This is a genomic window from Marinobacterium lacunae, from assembly GCF_000705555.1.
GTDB classification, from domain to species: Bacteria; Pseudomonadota; Gammaproteobacteria; order Pseudomonadales; family Balneatricaceae; genus Marinobacterium_D; species Marinobacterium_D lacunae.
This window is the reverse complement of record NZ_JMQN01000011.1, coordinates 57,714-73,061: the sequence shown is the minus strand read 5'-3', so window position 1 is coordinate 73,061 and position 15,348 is coordinate 57,714. Positions and strand designations below refer to the sequence as shown.

Genomic DNA, 15,348 nt, shown 5'->3' with positions numbered 1-15,348 from the left:
CGGTCTTCGGATCGGGAGGTAAGCAGTATGCATAAGGTTGCACTGAGTTTTAACGATGGCCGCACCCACTTTATCGGAGTCAACGGCAACGAGGTGTTGATCGATGCCGCCATGCGTCACGGGCTGACCCTGCCGGTGGATTGCCGAGAGGGTGTGTGCGCATCCTGCAAGGGCACCTGCCAGTCGGGTGATTACGATCTGGAGTATGTCGACGAGGACGCCCTCAGCGAGGATGACCTGGCCAAAGGCGGCATTCTGGCCTGCCAGATGCGGGTGAAAAGCGATTGTGCTGTGCGCTTCGATTTCGACTCGTCGCTCTGCACCAGTGCGGGCCCCGAAGAGGTTGAGGCACGGGTATCCAAAGTGGAGGTGCTGTCTGACTCAACGGCTGCGCTTCACCTCGATGCCAGCAGTCGCGCTGGCCAGCTGGACTTCCTGCCGGGGCAGTACGCGCATGTGCAGGTGCCGGGCACTGATGAGTGGCGATCCTACTCCTTTGCCTGCGAGCCCAACGAAGACAACCAGCTGCAGTTGCTGATCCGCCTGCTGCCGGATGGTGTCATGAGCAACTATCTGCGTGACCAGGCGCAACCGGGCGACCGGATCACGCTCAAGGCCCCACTGGGTGCGTTCTATCTGCAACAGGTCAAGCGCCCGTTGATCTTCGTGGCCGGTGGCACCGGCCTTGCCGCCTTCCTCGGCATGCTCGATCAGATGGCCTCCAATCCAGATAAGCAGGCGCAGCCGGTGCGGCTTTTCTACGGCGTAACCCGTCCGCAGGATCTGTGTGAGCTGGAGCGCCTCAAGGCCTACGAGCAGCGTATTCCCGAGTTCTCCTTCATGACGACGGTGATGAACCCGGATGCCGACTGGCAGGGCGCTACCGGTGTGGTGACCGACCTGTTCGAGGAGTCGCACTTCAACGGTGGTGAGGTGGATGCCTACCTGTGCGGGCCCCCACCGATGGTCGAAGCGGTCAAGAGCTGGCTGGATCAGCGCAACATGGAGAACAGCCGTATCTACTTCGAGAAGTTCTCCGCCAGCTAATACCTAACCCAACACGAAAACAGCACAAGAATAAAAAGAGGAAAGCACGATGAAAAAAGGTGTCATGCGACCTGGACATGTGCAGCTCCGGGTAATGGATATGGACGAAGCGGTTGCCCACTACCGTGATCTGATGGGCCTGATCGAGGTTGATAAGGACGCGCAGGGGCGTGTCTATCTCAAGGGTTGGACCGAGGTGGACAAGTTCTCGGTGGTACTGCGCGAGTCGGACACGCCGGGCATGGATTTCATGGCGTTCAAGGTGTTGAACGAATCGGTACTGGAGAGCCTGCACGGCGAACTGGTCGAGTTTGGCCTTGATGTCGAGCAGATTCCGGCCGGTGAGTTGAGCGGCTGCGGTCGTCGTATTCGTTTCGTTGCTCCGACCGGGCACAGCTTTGAGCTGTTCGCCGAGAAGGAGCAGCCGGGCCGTTACGGCATCGGCAACCACAATCCGGAGGCCTGGCCTCGCGATCTGCGCGGCATGAAGGCACAGCGCTTCGATCACTGTCTGCTCTACGGTGACGATCTGGATGAAACCTATCGTCTGTTCCGTGATGTGCTGGGCTTTGATCTGTGCGAACAGGTGGTGGATCCGGAGGGCACCCGTGTCGCTCAGTTCCTCACCTGCTCGATGAAGGCCCATGACGTGGCGTTCATCAAACACCCCGAAAAGGGGCGTTTCCACCATGCATCGTTCTTTCTTGAGACCTGGGAGGATGTGCTGCGCGCCGGCGATCTGATCTCGATGACCGATACCTCCATCGATATAGGGCCGACACGCCACGGTATAACCCACGGCCAGACAATCTATTTCTTTGACCCCTCGGGCAACCGAAACGAAGTGTTCTGTGGCGGCGACGTGTTCTATCCGGACCACGAGCCGATCACCTGGGATGCCGAAAAGCTCGGCAAGGCGATTTTCTACCATGATCGCCAGCTCAACGAACGCTTCCTGACGGTGTTGACGTGATAACGGATCGGTCGGGCCGAGCCCGGCCGGTTCTCGATATTTTTCAAACGAGTAGGAGTCATAACATGTCGATTATGAAACGCGTGGCGTCAATTCTGACCGTGGGTGTAGCGCTTGCTGTAGCACCGGTACAGGCAAAAGAGTTCAAGCTGGGGCTGATCACACCGCCAAGCCATGACTGGACCAAGGCCGCTTATGCCTTTGCCGATGAGGTCAAGGCCAAGTCAGACGGCGAGCACAGCGTAGCGGTGTATCCCGCCCGCCAGCTGGGCAACGAAGCGGAGATGGTGCAGCAGCTGCAGACCGGCGCGCTGGACATGGCGTTCCTCACGGTGGCGGAGATCTCTAACCGTGTACCCGATTTCGGTGCCCTCTATGCACCTTATCTGGTCGATAACATCGATCAGGCGGCGTCGCTCTTGAAATCCGATGCCGCGCGCTCACTGCTCGATCAGCTGCCTGCCGAAGTGGGGCTGGTCGGTATCGGCTATGGCATGGCCGGCATGCGCCAGGTCCTCAGTCGCGATACGGCGGCGGGCCCTGCGGACCTCTCCGGTCGCAAGTTGCGTATCACCCCGTTCGAGCCGATCCGTGACTTCTATCTGGATGTGGGTGCGGCGCCCGTTCCGCTGCCGCTGCCGGAAGTGTATGACGCGCTCGCCAACGGCCAGATCGATGCCATCGACATGGATTTCGATTCGATGCTTATCTTCAAGTTCTACGAGCGTGCCGACAACCTGCTGATCTCCAACCACATGATGTTCCCGATGGTTGGCGTGGTGTCCGGTCGTGTCTGGAAGGGGCTGACCCCGGCTGAGCGCGAGCTGCTGCAAACCAGCATGCGTGAACAGCTTGATGCGGTAATCGATCATTTCCAGGCCAAGGAGAAAGATCAGGAGAAGCAGCTGCGGGCGCAGAATATCAAGATTCGCGAAGCGGGCGAGCAGGATTTCGCCGAAGCGATCAACCAGTGGGAAGCGACCTGGTCGGAGAAAGCAAAATCGCTGGGCAAACTGCGTCAGGCAGCAGCCGAGATCAAAGGCAGCTGATTCAAAACCTATAGCATGAGGTCTTCGCGGTTCAGGCCGCGAAGACCGGGAGTACGCTATGTTGCAAAAGTTGTCCGATGGGCTGGCCCGTCTCGAGATAGGGTTGGCGGCGGTGCTGGCTGCAGCCGTCACGCTGCTGATTCTGCTCAATATACTGACCCGAGCGGTCGGCATGGCGATCTACTGGGTCGACGAGCTGGCGATCTACGCCATGATCTGGTCCACCTTTCTGGCCACCTCGGTGGTGCTCAAGCAACGTGATGCGATTACGGTCACGATTCTGATCGATAAGCTTGGTGAGCGCGGGCGTTACTGGATGAGCCTGTTTGCAGACCTGATGGTTTTGCTCTTCGCACTGATTCTGCTGGTGCTTTGCTGGCGCTGGATGGACCCGCCGACGCTGATCGCGAACGGCTTCAATATCAAGGCGTTTCAGGCCGAAACGTTTAACTTTATATACTCGGAAAAAACGAACACGCTAGGGATGCTTAAAATATGGCCCTGGCTAATCGTTCCGTTATTTTCGATCTCGCTTACTGTTCATTCATTAAATAATTTGGCGCTTAAAATTTTCAGTATACCTATATACAGGAGTGCCAGAGCATGACGTTTATACCCTTTTTTATTCTGCTGTTTTGTGCAGTTCCAATTGCACTGGTATTGGCACTGACATCTCTCTGGTACATCTGGACCTCCGGCAATGCCGTGCTGTTCGACTCCTATCCCCAGCAGCTGTTCAGCGCCATCGACAGCTACGGCCTGATGGCGATTCCGCTGTTTATGCTGGCCGGCGAGTTGATGAACGAGGGTGGTCTGACGTCACGCCTGATCAACATGTCACGCATTCTGGTCGGTGGTTTCCGAGGGGGGCTTGCCTATATCAATCTGGTGGCCAACATGATGATGGCCGCGATCATGGGCTCTGCCGCTTCACAGATTGCGATCATGTCTCGCGCCATGGTGCCCGCCATGGAAAAAGAGGGGTATGACAGTGCCTATGCTGCAGCGATTACCGCCGCCGGTGGGTTGCTCTCGCCGATCATTCCGCCCTCCATGCTGTTCGTGCTCTATGGTGTGTTGGCGCAGGTGCCGATCGCCGAGATGTTTATCGCCGGTATCTTGCCGGGCATCATCATGTCGTTTCTCTTCTTTTTGGTGATCGCCGTGATCGGACTGGTCCAGCAATACCCGAAAGGGGAGTGGCCCAGCCGTAAGCAGTCGGTAGAGTTTTTCCTCATGGGGTTACCGGCCGGGTTGATTCCGGTGGTGATTATTGGCGGCATCCTCACCGGCCTTGCAACACCGACGGAATCCGCGGCATTGGCCTCCCTCGGCGCGCTGCTGATCGGCAAGTACGTGTACAAGGATCTGGAGCTGAACCATCTACCTGAGATCCTAAAGCGCACGGCGCTTAACTCCGGCATGGTGGTGATGCTGATCTCCGCCGCGGGTGTCTTCGGTTGGGTGGTTGTCTATGAACAGCTGCCGCAGGCCGCCGCCGGCTGGATAGCCCAGCAGACCAGCGATCCGTTCACCTTTCTGTTGATGGTGATCGGTGTGCTGATACTGATCGGCATGGTACTTGATGGCATCGCGGCACTGATTCTGGTGGTGCCAATTCTTCTGCCGATTGCACAGCAGCAGTTCGGTATCAGCCCCTATCAGTTTGGTGTTGTCGTCTGTCTGACACTGGTGATGGGATTATTAACGCCGCCGGTGGGGGCGGGTTTGTTCATTGGCAGCTCCATGACCGGCGTGCCGCCAATGAAGATATTCCGTTCGCTGATGCCTTTCCTGTTTGCAACGCTGGTGACATTGGTTTTGCTGGCGGCAATACCCGAGCTGGTCACGGCGCTGATTTAATAAATACCCCCCAATAGGCGCAAGGCGGGGCTTAGGCCTGCGCCTTGCGCAACGTCTCGCTGGGCTTTTCACCATAGAGCTGCTGATATGCCTGACTGAACCGACCCATGTGACTGAACCCCCATTTCATCGCGGCCTCGGTGACCGAGAGCGTGTTGTCGGGGGCGAGCAGGTTTTCCCGGACACGCTGCAGGCGCACACTGCGTAGATATTCCATCGGGCCTGTCTGGCGAAACTCGTGAAATCCGGAGTAGAGCGTGCGCAGGCTCACCCCTGCAATTTCCGCAAGCTGCGACGGGGTCAGGGTTTCATGGGCGTGGGCGTCGATATACTCCTCTACGCGCTTGACGTGCCGCGGGGCCAAAGCACGGCCATCCTGTGCTAGCTGGTCAGAGTAGTTGTGCGGTTGCTGGCTCAGTAGTGTGGCGATCAGCAGCTCTTCGAGTTGCTGCAGTATCAGGCGCTCATGCAGGCTCTCGGGGGCTTCTTTCTGAATTCGGATGATGTACTCGAGTGCGTAGTGCCAGGCCGGCAGTCCGCGCCAGTCAAAGGCGTTGCTGAAGGTCAGCGGTTGTTTTAGAGGATGGCCCAGATAGCGGCTGCAGAGCTGTTCAAGCTCGGCTCTGTCGATGCGCAGCATCAGCTGGTCGCAATCCGGGTGGTAGCGCATACGCAGCCGTTGGGTCGGGCTGATGATCACCCCTGTCTGGGCGGAGGTCAGGATGGTGTCGCTGTCGCAGCTGATCTCGGCACTGCCGGCAAGTGGCATCTGGACGAGGAAAAAATCCTCCAGTTTGTCCGGATCGACACTGACCTCTCCACCGTATTTGAGGCGGTGGAGCGAGAGCTTTCCCAGCGCGAACTGATGCAGGCGCGAGTGCAGATCCTCCGGGCTGCGGAGCAGCTCGAACTGATGCGGTTTGAACGACTGACCTACCTTGTCTTTTACCTCATCGGCATCGTCTGAATCGACAACCAGCAGATCCGGCTGGTCCAAGAGTACGCCCGCCAGAAACGGCGGCGGTGCGTCTTTGCGTGACATCGGCTACTTCTCAACTGTTGGGGCATTTTTATTGTTTATGTAGCAGTCTCTGCTGCTATTTAACCCAACGCCATCATAAACAAGTTTATACCGGTTATTTAATCGGCGTGTTGAATTTTTCGCACTAAGTGGATAGTGGCTGCCATATTCGGCGCGTAAGTCTGAAATGCCTTTGCAAGTATGAATCGACGGTTCTGAATAAATTCTATGCAGAGGCACGCAATGAAAAGATCAATAACAATATCGGCTAAAGACGGCAGCGGAAATTTCGGTGCATATGTATCGGTGCCGGCGTCAGGAAAAGGTCCGGGTCTGGTTCTGTTGCAGGAGATTTTTGGCGTCAACGACACCATGCGTCAGGTCGCCGATTACTACGCGGAAGAGGGCTATGTTGTGGTGGTGCCGGATCTGTTCTGGCGTCAGGAGCCCAATGTGGAGCTCGACTACGATGTCGAATCCTGGAAAAAGGCGTTCGGCTTCTATCAGGGCTTCGATCAGGACAAGGGTATCGAAGATATCGCCGCCACCATCGACGCCCTCAAGGGGCTTGATGAGTTCACTGCCGGCGTTGGTGTGCTGGGCTTCTGCCTCGGTGGCCGTCTGGCCTACCTGAGCGCCTGCCGCTGCGATGTAGATGCCGCCATCGGCTACTACGGCATGGGGATGGAAAACCATCTCGATGAGGCGGACAACATCAAGGGCAAACTGGTACTGCATTTCGCCGAGCTGGATGAGTACTGCCCGGCCGAGGCGCGCGACCAGCTGTTTGCCGCGCTGCAGGGGCGCGACAACATGGAGCTCTATCTCTACCCGGAAGCGGATCACGCCTTTGCCCGCGCAGGGTCCGAGCACTACCACAAGCCCTCGGCGCTGATGGCGCATCAGCGCTCGGTGACCGCGCTGCGCCGCACCATCGGCCCGAACTACGACCTGTCCTATCTCTGGGATAAGCACTGCGAATATGAGTTTTCCACCCGCAACGTGGATGACACCATGGCGACCATGGTCGCTCAGCCCTACGTTAACCACATTCCGACCCTGACAGGCGGTGTCGGTTACAAGGACCTGTACCGCTTCTACAAGCATCACTTCGTGGACTCCAATCCGCCGGATACCAAGCTGATTCCGATCTCCCGCACCATCGGTGACACCCAGATCGTTGACGAGTTGCTGTTCTGCTTTACCCACGACCGCGAGATCGACTGGCTGGTGCCGGGCATCGCGCCGACCGGTAAGTACGTGGAGATCCCGCTGGTAGCGGTGGTGAAGTTCCGCGGCGACAAGCTCTACCACGAGCACATCTACTGGGATCAGGCCACGGTGCTGGTACAGCTCGGTGTGCTGGACCCTGAAGGGCTGCCGGTGGCCGGGCGCGAAACAGCGGCGAAGCTGCTGGATGAAACCCTGCCCTCCAATGAGCTGATGGCGAACTGGGCCAGCAGCGCGAACAAGGCTTGAGGGGGTGAATCATGACGGGTGTGAATAACTCTGCTGCGCTTAACGGCGTGGCGCTGATTACCGGTGGTGCAACCCTGATCGGTGCCGAAGTGGCCAAAGCCTTCGTGGCCGAGGGCGGCAAGGTGGCGATCCTGGATCTGGACGCGGTCGGTGGAGCGAAGCTGGCTGACGAGCTGGGCGCTTCGGCCCTGTTCATCGAGACCGACATCACCGATGACGACCAGCTGCAGGCTGCGGTATCCCGTAGCGCCGAGCATTTCGGCGGTATCGATTATCTGGTCAATCTGGCGTGCAGCTACATCGATGACGGGGCGGACTCCCCCCGTGCCGACTGGCTCAAGGCGCTGGATATCAATCTGGTCAGCGCCGTGATGGCAGCGAAGATGGCCAGACCCTGGCTCAAGGCCAGCCAGCGCGGTGCCATCGTCAACTTTACCAGCATCTCGGCTCAGGCCGCCCAAACCGGTCGCTGGATCTATCCGGCGAGCAAGGCCGCAATGAAGCATCTGACCCGCAGCATGGCACTGGATTTCGCGCCGGATGGCATCCGCGTCAACTCCGTATCGCCGGGCTGGACCTGGTCCCGTGTAATCGGTGAGGTCAGCGGCGGCAACCGTGAAAAGGCTGATCGTGTTGCTGCGCCGTTCCACATACTGGGCCGTCTGGGCGATCCGCAGGAGGTTGCACAGGTGGTGACCTTCCTCTGCTCGTCGAAGGCAAGTTTCGTCACCGGCGCTGATTACGCCGTCGACGGCGGCTACTCCGCGCTTGGGCCGGAGCAGCAGGAGCCCGCTATCCCGAAGCTGGCCGAATAACCCAACGCCTAGGTCTTCGGGCCATTACAAGAAAAACAGTTCAGGAGAGTCATCCCATGACACGCAAAATTGCAATCGTCGGCGCAGGCCAGTCAGGCCTGCAGACCGGAATCGGCCTGCTCAAGGCGGGCTATGAAGTATCCATTCTGTCCAACCGCACCGGCGAGCAGATCAAGGCTGGCAAGGTGATGTCCAGCCAGTGCATGTTCGACATGGCGCTGCAGAACGAACGCGATCTGGGAATCAATTTCTGGGAGAACGACTGCCCGCCGGTTGAAGGTATCGGCCTGCGCGTGCCGGACCCGGCCAACGCGGGTAGCAACCTCATCGAGTGGGCGGCGCGTCTGGATAAGCCGGCCCAGTCGGTGGATCAGCGTGTGAAGATGCCGGTATGGATGGACGAATTTGTCCGTCTCGGCGGCGATCTTCAGATCCGTGATGTGGACGTGGATGTGCTGGAAGAGCTGGCCAAAGCCTACGATCTGGTACTGCTGGCGGCAGGCAAGGGCGACATAGTTGGCCTGTTCGAACGTGACGCTGAGCGTTCCACCTTCGACAAACCCCAGCGTGCACTGGCGCTGACTTACGTGCACGGCATGAAGCCGATGGAGCCGTTCTCCCGCGTGGCGTTCAACCTGATCCCCGGTGTCGGCGAGTACTTCTGCTTCCCGGCGCTGACCAATAGCGGCCCGTGCGAAATTATGGTGTTCGAAGGGATCCCCGGTGGCCCGATGGACTGCTGGCAGGATGTCAAAACACCCCAAGAGCACCTGGCGCGCAGCCTGGAGATCGTCAAAAACTTTGCTCCGGCCGAAGTGGAGCGCTGTCGCGGTATCGAGCTGACCGACGACAACGGCATCATCGCCGGCCGTTTCCCGCCGACAGTGCGCAAGCCGATTGCAACGCTGCCCTCCGGTCGCAAGATCATGGGGATTGCCGATGCGCTGGTGGTCAACGACCCGATCACCGGTCAGGGCTCCAACAACGCCTCCAAATGCAGCCGGATCTACCTCGATGCCATTCAGGCGCGGGGCGATCAGCCGTTCGATGACGAGTGGATGAATGCCACCTTCGAGGCTTACTGGTCATATGCCAATGGTGTGGTGGATTGGACCAACAGCCTGCTGGTCCCGCCACAGCCGCACACCCTTGAGTTGCTCGGCGCCGCCCAACAATCACCGTCTCTGGCGGCGCGTATCGCCAACGGCTTCAACGATCCGACCCAATTCATGCCCTGGTGGAAGGATGCCGCTGCCACTCAGGACGTGGTTCAGACCCATATAGCATCAGGAGCCTGATATGACGACTTCAAACCTGGCTGTGGCCGAGCGTGATACCTTCACGCCGACCAACGAGATAGACCCGCGCGAGCTGCGTAACACCCTGGGCCTCTTTGCCACCGGTGTCACCGTGGTGACAGCCCCCGGCCTTGACGGCAAGCCGGTGGGTATTACCGCCAATTCCTTTTCATCCCTGTCGCTGGACCCGCCGCTGGTGCTGTGGAGTCTGGCGCTGAAGTCCAGCAACGTGGGGCTGTTCAAAGAGGGCAACCCCTTTGCGATCAACATACTCGGTGCTCATCACCAGGAGCTGGCGTTGCAGTTCGCCCGCCCGATGCCGGACAAGTTTCAGGATGTGGAGTTTGAAACCAATACGCATGGCGTACCGCTGCTCAAGGGGGCTCAGGGCCATCTCGAGTGCACGGTGAGCTTCACGCAAGAGCTGGGCGATCACCTGCTGATCGTCGGGCGGGTCGATGCCATCGCTTCCGAACCCTGTGATCCGCTGCTGTTTTACCGGGGTACATTCGCCCGTTTGCTGAGCGAGTGATTCTGACGGCTCCGCCGACAATGGCGGAGCCTGCCTGATATAAACATAAGGAAAACAATCGATGACAGTTTGCACACCAACCAAGCTGACGCTTGCCGCAACGATTGCCATGCTGTGTTCCACCCACGTACTGGCGACGGAGGGGGGCGGTTCCAACTATCCGATGGGGGCCGAGAACTACCTGATGGGCGCCTTGCCGCCACCGGGGGTCTATCCGCTGATCTATGCCGAGCACTACAGTGCCGACGAGTTCAAGGATGGCTCGGGTGACAGCCTGCCGATCGACTTCGATCTGGAGGCGAATGTGTTGGCGCCACGTCTGGTCTGGGTGACCGACAAGACAATACTAGGTGGCCAGCTATTTGGTGCCGCGCTGCTGCCGCTGGTGGATCTGGATGTATCCGTGAACGGCTTCAGCCAGAGCAACAAAGGGGTGGGGGATCTCGACCTGACCGCTGCGCTGTCCTATCACCACAGCCCCAACCTGCACAGCGCCGTGGGCTTCGACCTGTTCGTGCCCACCGGTGAGTACGACAAGAACGATCTGGCTAATATCGGTCGTAACTACTGGGCGCTGCAGGCGGTGTATGCAGCCTCTCTGGTGAACCCGACCGGTCTGAACGCCGATGTGAAGTTCATGTATGACTACAACTTCGAGAACGATGACACCCACTATAAGTCGGGTCAGGAGTTCCACTTCGATTATGCCGTCGGTTGGGGGGTAACCCCGAACTGGACCGTCGGTGTGGGCGGTTACGGCTACAAGCAGGTAACCGGCGATGAGGTGAACGGTGTGGATATCGGCAACAAGGGTCAGGCGTTCGCCTTTGGCCCAAGCGTCAAGTATGACAACGGTAAAGGGTTCTTCTTCTCCATGAAGTACCAGAAAGAGTTTGCCGTGGAAAACCGTCCGGAGGGCGATGCGCTCTGGATCAAGACTATCATCCCCTTCTGATAGCCGAGCTTGACCGGCCCAGGCGGCCGGTCTTTTTCTTTTGGCGTCTAATCTTTCCCTCTTTCCCTCTTTCCCTCTTTCCCTCTTTCCCTCTTTCCCTCTTTCACTCTGTACCGTTCTCTTTCTTTTATTCCCGGCTCCTATCCACCCCAGTCACACTTCGCTATTGGGGTTGATGTGCGGTGATCGAGCGGGGCGCTCAGGCCCCGCGCTGGACGCGGTCACTTGAGCTCAAGCAGTTTCTCCGGCTTGAACGCGACGCAGAAGTTGCCCCAGTGACGCCCTTTGACATGCAGCGGGATAGAGATGGAGTTCATGATCTCGCCGGTATCGCGCACGAACGTAAGCAGCAGGAAGGGGGCGGCGTTGGCTGCACGGCGTTTCTCGGCGCGGTTGGCCGCATAGATCCGCTGGTGGCGGCTATTGGCCGTGTCGATATCGGGATTGCCGGTCAATGGCTTCGATATTTTAGCGTTGGTGACCGGCATATAGCCGTTCAGATCGAAAGCGGTGATCAGCCAGTCAGGGTGCTCACGCTCGATCTGGTCAAATAGCGGTTGAATGCGGCTTTTGCAGGCACTGAGGTAACCGGTACTGAATTTGGCCGGTTCCTGGTTCGGATTGTCGCGGCGATAGTCAGTGTCGAACAGGTTTTGTCCGCCTTGTGCCAGATCGTTCAGCGCCTGCTCGGTTTCCCGTGCCCAGCGTCGGGCGCTACCTAAAATCTCTTCGAAGCCGCCATAGCCGATCTGGAACCGCGACAGCAGCTCCTGCATCTCCTCGGTGGCGCTTTCCAGCGCCTGTGCATGTTCAGCCGAGACCTGAACCTCGTCGCGGATGCCGTCGGAGAGTTCGGTGATCGAGCTGATGTTGTCGTGTGTCGCGCTGTTGGTGCAGGAGAGCTCCTCAATGGCGGCGCTGATCTCGGTCAGCTGGCCATTGAGCAGCTCGAAATCCTTCAGCATCAGCGAGAACTTGTCGCGGGTGCGGGCGATAAAACCATCGGTTTCGCTGACATGGTGCAGAATGCGTTCAGAGGCACTGCGCGTACTGCCCACCAATGTTGTCATCGTGGAGATATTGCTGTCGATCTCCTGGGTCGCATCGCTGACCTTCAATGACAGCGCCCGAACCTCATCGGCCACCACGGCAAAGCCGCGGCCGGCTTCTCCGGCGCGGGCCGCTTCGATCGAGGCGTTCAGGGCCAGCAGATTGGTCTGCTGGGAGAAACCCTGCACCATCGACAGCACGCTGATGATGCTTTCCGAGTTGTGCTCCAGCTGCTGCACCATGCCCTGAAACTCGCGTACCTGCGCTTCAATTGCAGAGACCTGCTCGCGGATGCGCTGGATCTCCTCGTTGGATTGATGCACCTCCTGCAGATTGTGCTCATTGCGCGCGGCAATGTTCTGGGTATGGCGTGAGATATCACTGATCGCGTCAGTGGATTCACGGCTTGACTGGAACACCAGTTGCGCCGCTTCCACCTGCTGTTCAGCGGCCTGATTGACCCGGGTAATGCTTTTCTGCATCTGCGCCGAGCAGATCGACACATGAACGCTGCGTTGGCGGGCGTTGGCGATCATCTGTTTCAGACTGGTGGAAAAGTCGTTGTAGGCATGGCTGATCTGCGAAAGCTCGGCGTGGGAGCTTGGCGGCAGGGTAAAGGAGATATCACCTTCGCGTTTTCGGATCTCATCGAAGCCGAGCCTTAAGCGCGTCACAGGTGTGACCAGAAAGCGCCAGAGCAGCAGGGCGGCCACACCTGAACTGATCAGCGCGATCACACAGGCCGCTGTACTCCATAACCGTAGTTGGGGGGCCATAGGGGCTGGTTGTGGGTCTAGCTGCAAGGTGCCCGCCAGCAGCACCAGAAATGGCAAAAGCAGAAGGGCAATAACCGAGCCTATCCTTGTGTAGAGCGAACGGCGCGGTGGCGTGCGCAGCACTGTGGGTTGAGTGGTCATGGGTGTCTCTCTCGAACTGAATTGGAGGGGTGGGGAGCGTCGATGTTCGAGAGTAACGAGGCGGCTTTCGGTGCCACTATCCGAATAGTGCTGTGCGTATCCGGATAGTGCGGGAATGTCGTGTAAAACGCTCAAAATTTCATTTCAGGCCGGTATACTGAATCAAAAATATTTCAAGCCCCTCGTACCTATAAGTTGATCCAACGCAATAAAAAAACGGGAGGTCTGTATGTTATCAGGCAAGGCTTTGTCTCCCTGTATACAGAAGGCTTTGAAGGACGACACAAATCGGTTGCTGTTTCATTCTGTCTCCCTTGATGAGGTGAGAGAGGAGGTGGCCGCCGCGTATAAACCGCATCGCCTGGATATGGACGCCGATAAAGGGCTGGATGCGCGCATGCACTCACTTTCGCTGGGGCAGGTGAAGTTCAACCGGCTCAAGTACGGCGCGAATGTGCGAATAGATCCCAAGCATCTGGAGCAGTTCTACCTGATCCAGATGCCGGTCTGCGGCCGGGCGGATATCATCAGTGGCGAGCACCATATCGCCCTTGATGCGAATCTGGCCTCGGTGCTCAACCCCACCGATCCACTGAGCATGTGGTGGAGTGGCGACTGCGACATGTTGATGTTCAGGATCGAGCGTGACGCGGTTGAACGTGCCTGCGGGCAACAGCTGGGCCGGCCACTGGGTGCGCCGCTGAGCTTCAAATCTGAGCTTTCCTGGCGGGCCAATCCGATCTGGAGCAACATGATGCTCTACCTCACGCAGTTGTTGGCGGAGTGCCCCTCGGCTACCGATCAGGTACTGATTCGTCATCAGCTAGAGCAGCTGGTTATCAACACCCTGCTTGCGATTCAAACCCACAGTTATACCGATGCCATGAATCAACCGGGACAGACGCTGGCGCCTCGATACGTCAAGCGGGTCGAGGAGTATATCGAGGAACACGCCTCCGAGGCGCTGACGCCGGGGCAGCTTGCCGAGCTTGCCGGTGTCAGCATTCGTACCCTGTATGCGGGCTTTCATGACTTCCGCCAGACCAGCCCCATGGAACATCTGCGCCAGATCCGCCTGAAGAAGGTCAAAGCGGCGCTTGAGCAGCAGGCTGTGTCGGTCACCGACGCGGCGTTGAGCTGGGGATTCACCCACATGGGGCGTTTCAGCCGGGAGTATCAGAAAGTCTTCGGTGAAAAGCCCAGCGACACCCGTCGGCGGTGTCAGGGCTAAGCAAACCATTCGCCGCGACTAAAGCCCACTTTAAGCTTCATTTCAGACTCCTCCTTTCATACTGGCCTCCTACTTATATAGGAGGCCGTTTATGGAAAGTCTCACACATACCGATACAGCCACCGACAGGGCCACTGCCACCGGCAGCGTCAAGGTCTGGGACCCGTTGGTGCGTATCTTTCACTGGTCGTTGGTGGGGTTCTTCACCCTTGCCTGGATCACCGCAGATGAAGTTCAGGTGCTACATGAGTGGAGCGGTTATGCCATTGCGGCACTGGTGGGCTTTCGGCTGGTCTGGGGGCTGATCGGTACACGCCACGCCCGCTTTGCCAGCTTCGTTCACGGGCCTGAACGGGTCAAAGACTATCTCAAGCGTCTCTTCAGTGGACGTCCACGCCATTACGTCGGCCACAATCCAGCCGGTGGCTGGATGGTACTGGCGCTGTTGCTGGGGCTCTCGATGCTCACGTTGAGCGGTATGGCACTGGTCGCGACGGAGGGGGATGGGCCGTTGGCGGCAACCTGGGTGGCGGGTCTATCCGAACATCTGGTGAAAGAGGTCCATGAGTTTTTCGCCAACCTGCTACTGGCAATGGTGGCTGTACATCTGGCCGGTGTGTTGGTCAGCAGTCTGCTGCACCGGGAGAACCTGGTCAGGGCGATGATCACCGGACGTAAATCCGTTGCCGAGCATGCATCGCCGGAGGAGGAGAAATGAGCGGGTTTAAAGGTATTGCGATGGCAGCGCTGATCATTGGCTCCCTGCAAGGGGTGGCTCAGGCGTCCGAAGCGACTGACCGCTTGCTGAAGGAGTATCTCCAGCAGGGCGTGTCGACGTTTGATGCCTCAGCAGGTGAGGCGTTCTGGAATCGGGAGTTTGAGGGTGGCAGCTGTGCGGGCTGCCATACGAAAGATCCCAAACAGCTTGGGCGTCACCAGCGTACCCGTAAGCCGATAGAGCCGATGGCGCCATCGGTCAATTCGCAGCGGTTGACCGATGTGAAACAGATCAACAAATGGTTTCTGCGCAATTGCAAAGGCGTGTTGGGGCGTGAATGCAGCGCACAGGAAAAGGGCGATGTGTTGACCTGGTTACAGGCGCAGTAAAGATCTCTCGC

Annotated in this window: 15 protein-coding genes; 13 read left to right on the top strand and 2 right to left on the bottom strand. The window is 58.3% G+C overall.

All coding sequences use genetic code 11. From position 1 onward, the window contains the following. Window positions 1–27: 27 nt before the first annotated feature. The 5 genes from antC (at window position 28) to ADIMK_RS01420 (ending at window position 4,932) form a co-directional block, all read left to right on the top strand. Window positions 28–1,047, top strand: a complete 1,020-nt coding sequence (gene antC, locus ADIMK_RS01440) for an anthranilate 1,2-dioxygenase electron transfer component AntC (protein WP_036182734.1) — start codon at window positions 28–30, stop codon at window positions 1,045–1,047. A 49-nt stretch (window positions 1,048–1,096) separates the two neighbouring features. Next, complete coding sequence (locus ADIMK_RS01435; RefSeq protein WP_036182733.1) at window positions 1,097–2,020, top strand: catechol 2,3-dioxygenase; 924 nt, start codon at window positions 1,097–1,099, stop codon at window positions 2,018–2,020. 65 nt (window positions 2,021–2,085) lie between these two features. Next, entirely contained in the window at window positions 2,086–3,069 is a 984-nt protein-coding gene (locus tag ADIMK_RS01430) for a TRAP transporter substrate-binding protein (RefSeq protein WP_156042740.1), read from the top strand. 58 nt (window positions 3,070–3,127) lie between these two features. Continuing rightward, on the top strand, window positions 3,128–3,676 hold the full coding sequence (locus tag ADIMK_RS01425) for a TRAP transporter small permease (protein WP_036182731.1): 549 nt from the start codon (window positions 3,128–3,130) through the stop codon (window positions 3,674–3,676). Further along, window positions 3,673–4,932, top strand: coding sequence for a TRAP transporter large permease (locus ADIMK_RS01420; RefSeq protein ID WP_036182729.1), 1,260 nt, complete (start codon window positions 3,673–3,675; stop codon window positions 4,930–4,932). The genes ADIMK_RS01425 and ADIMK_RS01420 overlap by 4 nt, the downstream gene beginning before the upstream one ends. 31 nt (window positions 4,933–4,963) lie before the next feature. Here the strand turns inward: ADIMK_RS01420 and ADIMK_RS01415 are convergent, their stop codons facing one another. Beyond that, window positions 4,964–5,974: an AraC family transcriptional regulator gene (locus ADIMK_RS01415; RefSeq protein ID WP_036182727.1), complete on the bottom strand. Its 1,011-nt coding sequence runs from the start codon at window positions 5,972–5,974 to the stop codon at window positions 4,964–4,966. A gap of 222 nt (window positions 5,975–6,196) precedes the next feature. Between ADIMK_RS01415 and ADIMK_RS01410 the strand changes: the two genes are divergently transcribed. The 5 genes from ADIMK_RS01410 to ADIMK_RS01390 all read left to right on the top strand — a co-directional run bounded on the left by ADIMK_RS01410 (window position 6,197) and on the right by ADIMK_RS01390 (window position 11,032). Next, on the top strand, window positions 6,197–7,432 hold the full coding sequence (locus ADIMK_RS01410; RefSeq protein WP_156042738.1) for a dienelactone hydrolase family protein: 1,236 nt from the start codon (window positions 6,197–6,199) through the stop codon (window positions 7,430–7,432). Window positions 7,433–7,443: 11 nt separating this feature from the next. Next, entirely contained in the window at window positions 7,444–8,247 is an 804-nt protein-coding gene (locus ADIMK_RS01405) for an SDR family oxidoreductase (protein WP_036182723.1), read from the top strand. A gap of 56 nt (window positions 8,248–8,303) precedes the next feature. Continuing rightward, a complete protein-coding gene (locus ADIMK_RS01400; RefSeq protein WP_036182721.1) occupies window positions 8,304–9,545 on the top strand; it encodes a styrene monooxygenase/indole monooxygenase family protein in 1,242 nt (413 codons plus the stop codon). 1 nt (window position 9,546) lies between these two features. After that, complete coding sequence (locus tag ADIMK_RS01395) at window positions 9,547–10,077, top strand: flavin reductase family protein (protein ID WP_051692302.1); 531 nt, start codon at window positions 9,547–9,549, stop codon at window positions 10,075–10,077. Between the two features lie 61 nt (window positions 10,078–10,138). Beyond that, a complete protein-coding gene (locus tag ADIMK_RS01390) occupies window positions 10,139–11,032 on the top strand; it encodes a SphA family protein (RefSeq protein WP_051692300.1) in 894 nt (297 codons plus the stop codon). A 221-nt stretch (window positions 11,033–11,253) separates the two neighbouring features. Here ADIMK_RS01390 and ADIMK_RS01385 read toward each other — a convergent pair whose 3' ends face one another. After that, window positions 11,254–12,999, bottom strand: coding sequence for a methyl-accepting chemotaxis protein (locus tag ADIMK_RS01385; RefSeq protein WP_051692298.1), 1,746 nt, complete (start codon window positions 12,997–12,999; stop codon window positions 11,254–11,256). Window positions 13,000–13,291: 292 nt separating this feature from the next. Here ADIMK_RS01385 and ADIMK_RS01380 point away from each other — a divergent pair, with 292 nt between their 5' ends. The 3 genes from ADIMK_RS01380 to ADIMK_RS01370 all read left to right on the top strand — a co-directional run bounded on the left by ADIMK_RS01380 (window position 13,292) and on the right by ADIMK_RS01370 (window position 15,337). Further along, the gene (locus tag ADIMK_RS01380; RefSeq protein ID WP_197027448.1) at window positions 13,292–14,230 is read left to right on the top strand and encodes an AraC family transcriptional regulator; all 939 of its coding nucleotides are present in this window, start codon (window positions 13,292–13,294) and stop codon (window positions 14,228–14,230) included. 91 nt (window positions 14,231–14,321) lie between these two features. After that, on the top strand, window positions 14,322–14,948 hold the full coding sequence (locus tag ADIMK_RS01375) for a cytochrome b/b6 domain-containing protein (RefSeq protein WP_051692294.1): 627 nt from the start codon (window positions 14,322–14,324) through the stop codon (window positions 14,946–14,948). Then, the gene (locus ADIMK_RS01370) at window positions 14,945–15,337 is read left to right on the top strand and encodes a DUF1924 domain-containing protein (RefSeq protein ID WP_036182719.1); all 393 of its coding nucleotides are present in this window, start codon (window positions 14,945–14,947) and stop codon (window positions 15,335–15,337) included. The genes ADIMK_RS01375 and ADIMK_RS01370 overlap by 4 nt, the downstream gene beginning before the upstream one ends. Window positions 15,338–15,348 lie beyond the last annotated feature (11 nt).

Coding starts and splice junctions, on each gene's coding strand:
- antC (WP_036182734.1), top strand. CDS start 28: ATGCATAAGGTTGCACTGAGTTTTAACGATGGCCGCACCCACTTTATC.
- ADIMK_RS01435 (WP_036182733.1), top strand. CDS start 1,097: ATGAAAAAAGGTGTCATGCGACCTGGACATGTGCAGCTCCGGGTAATG.
- ADIMK_RS01430 (WP_156042740.1), top strand. CDS start 2,086: ATGTCGATTATGAAACGCGTGGCGTCAATTCTGACCGTGGGTGTAGCG.
- ADIMK_RS01425 (WP_036182731.1), top strand. CDS start 3,128: ATGTTGCAAAAGTTGTCCGATGGGCTGGCCCGTCTCGAGATAGGGTTG.
- ADIMK_RS01420 (WP_036182729.1), top strand. CDS start 3,673: ATGACGTTTATACCCTTTTTTATTCTGCTGTTTTGTGCAGTTCCAATT.
- ADIMK_RS01415 (WP_036182727.1), bottom strand. CDS start 5,974: ATGTCACGCAAAGACGCACCGCCGCCGTTTCTGGCGGGCGTACTCTTG.
- ADIMK_RS01410 (WP_156042738.1), top strand. CDS start 6,197: ATGAAAAGATCAATAACAATATCGGCTAAAGACGGCAGCGGAAATTTC.
- ADIMK_RS01405 (WP_036182723.1), top strand. CDS start 7,444: ATGACGGGTGTGAATAACTCTGCTGCGCTTAACGGCGTGGCGCTGATT.
- ADIMK_RS01400 (WP_036182721.1), top strand. CDS start 8,304: ATGACACGCAAAATTGCAATCGTCGGCGCAGGCCAGTCAGGCCTGCAG.
- ADIMK_RS01395 (WP_051692302.1), top strand. CDS start 9,547: ATGACGACTTCAAACCTGGCTGTGGCCGAGCGTGATACCTTCACGCCG.
- ADIMK_RS01390 (WP_051692300.1), top strand. CDS start 10,139: ATGACAGTTTGCACACCAACCAAGCTGACGCTTGCCGCAACGATTGCC.
- ADIMK_RS01385 (WP_051692298.1), bottom strand. CDS start 12,999: ATGACCACTCAACCCACAGTGCTGCGCACGCCACCGCGCCGTTCGCTC.
- ADIMK_RS01375 (WP_051692294.1), top strand. CDS start 14,322: ATGGAAAGTCTCACACATACCGATACAGCCACCGACAGGGCCACTGCC.
- ADIMK_RS01370 (WP_036182719.1), top strand. CDS start 14,945: ATGAGCGGGTTTAAAGGTATTGCGATGGCAGCGCTGATCATTGGCTCC.